The 1,688-nt window shown below is 65.0% G+C and carries 2 protein-coding genes and 1 pseudogene; 1 reads left to right on the forward strand and 2 read right to left on the reverse strand.

Features of this window, described 5'->3' with window-relative positions:
- The first annotated feature begins 157 nt into the window (after positions 1 to 157).
- A complete protein-coding gene (locus BM287_RS17370) occupies positions 158 to 607 on the forward strand; it encodes a hypothetical protein (RefSeq protein ID WP_090042291.1) in 450 nt (149 codons plus the stop codon).
- A gap of 65 nt (positions 608 to 672) precedes the next feature.
- On the opposite strand, the gene BM287_RS17375 is transcribed toward BM287_RS17370, so the two are convergent.
- A complete protein-coding gene (locus BM287_RS17375; protein WP_090042289.1) occupies positions 673 to 1,467 on the reverse strand; it encodes an alpha/beta fold hydrolase in 795 nt (264 codons plus the stop codon).
- A gap of 102 nt (positions 1,468 to 1,569) precedes the next feature.
- Positions 1,570 to 1,688: pseudogene (locus BM287_RS17380) on the reverse strand (IS5/IS1182 family transposase); the annotation flags it as partial.

The raw sequence follows: 1,688 nt of genomic DNA on the forward strand, positions 1-1,688 counted from the left end.
TGGGCAGAACTCATGGCCACCAGCGGGCAGTTCTCCTGGCCACCCACGGGCAGTTCTCGTGACCGCCTACGGGCAGTTTTCCATGGCCGCCGACAATCGAGGCTTCCGACTGTCACAATGTGTCCGCGCCGACATAACAGGTCACCGGAGGAATCTAATGGCAGTCCAGCCCAGCGTCGCGCCCACGGCGGTGCCGCGTTTGCCGCGGCTGTTCCGGATAACAAGCCTGGTGACGGGCGGGGTGGCCGGGGCCGCAGCGATCCTCGTTGGTTTCGCATTCGCTGTATGGGTTCACATCGACGACCACCTGACGTTTCCCGCGATGCGGGACTCGATGGCCGTGCACTATCCAGCCGGACATGAGCTTTTCGGCTGGGCGTTGGCGACGTCGCTGTGGCTGTTCACCGCCATCGCCATCACGGGAGTGCTCCTAGGGGTAATCGCAACGAAGTTGCCGTGGACGCGTTCGCGCTTCTGGGCGATGCTCTTTCTCACTGTCATCGTCGCGGTGACACCCGTGATTGCGATTCGAACGTCGATGCCGCTTCCGCTTCTGGCCTTCGTGCCGTCGCTCGTGTCACTTGTTAGACTCGTGCGGGGCGCGTGAGCCGGTCAGGCGACTTACCGTCCGTGAGCGCATCGCGCGGTCCTGTCTGCACGGTAATCGATCCGTCAGCGGGAAGTAAGGAAGTGGCGGAGTACCGCAGCCCACTGCTCGAACGCGTCCAGATGTGCGTCGTGCGAAGCACCAGTGAGGTCCGCCCGGGTGGCGTTCGCACCTCGACGGAGGAACTCCAACTTCTGCTCCTCGGTGAACATGCCGCCGTCCGCATAGACCACGAGCGTCGGGGCGGCGATGCTCTCCCACTCGCTCCAGCGCGGCACCGCGACTTCGGTGATTGTTTGCACCATCACGTCAGCATCGAAGCGCGGATAGAGGCCGTCGTCACGCGGTTCGAGATCCGCCACCCACGCCCGAGCCAGCGGACCGTTGCCTAGCGCTGCGCGCGCGCCCTCGCGGCTGGTGAACGGCACTTCCCAGGAGCGGAAGTAGTCGCCGAGTGCGGCATGGTCGTCTGCGGATCCGCCTCCTTCATTTCCTTCTAGGAGCACAAGACGGCGCACCAGCTCAGGGTGGGCGGCCGCGACGAGCATCGCCGTGTGCGCGCCCATCGACTGGCCGACGAGGTCCACCGGTGCCGCCGACTCCGTCCCGATCACGGAAGCAACGTCCTCTACAAAGGCGGCGCGGGTGGTATCGGCCGGCGTACGGGTGCTGAGCCCGTGGCCGCGCTGGTCGACAAGAATTACTTTGCGGGGCGCGAGCGCCCGCCCGGTCGGGACGAACTCGCGGCTGCTGCCGGCCAGCCCGTGCAAGATGACAACCGGCGGCTCTTCTCCATCGAAGACCGAATACGAGATCGTGCTCCCGTCCGCAACTGTCACTGTGCGGCGTACTTCATTCACGAGGTAACGCTACAGCGGCCGGGAAACGCGCCCGAAAGCCGGTGCTCGTTCACGACCACAGTGCGGGCTGCTGAGCGTTGCACGAGCGAGAGGCTGGCGGGACTAGGGCGTGTCTCCTAATTGGTGGGTCCAGGCGATGACGGCGTTGAGGACTGCTGCGGATCGGTAGACGGTTGCGAGTTTGTCGTAGCGGGTGGCGATGCCGCGCCATTGCTTGAGTG

The organism is Leifsonia sp. CL147 (genome assembly GCF_900114565.1).
Lineage (GTDB): Bacteria > Actinomycetota > Actinomycetes > Actinomycetales > Microbacteriaceae > Leifsonia.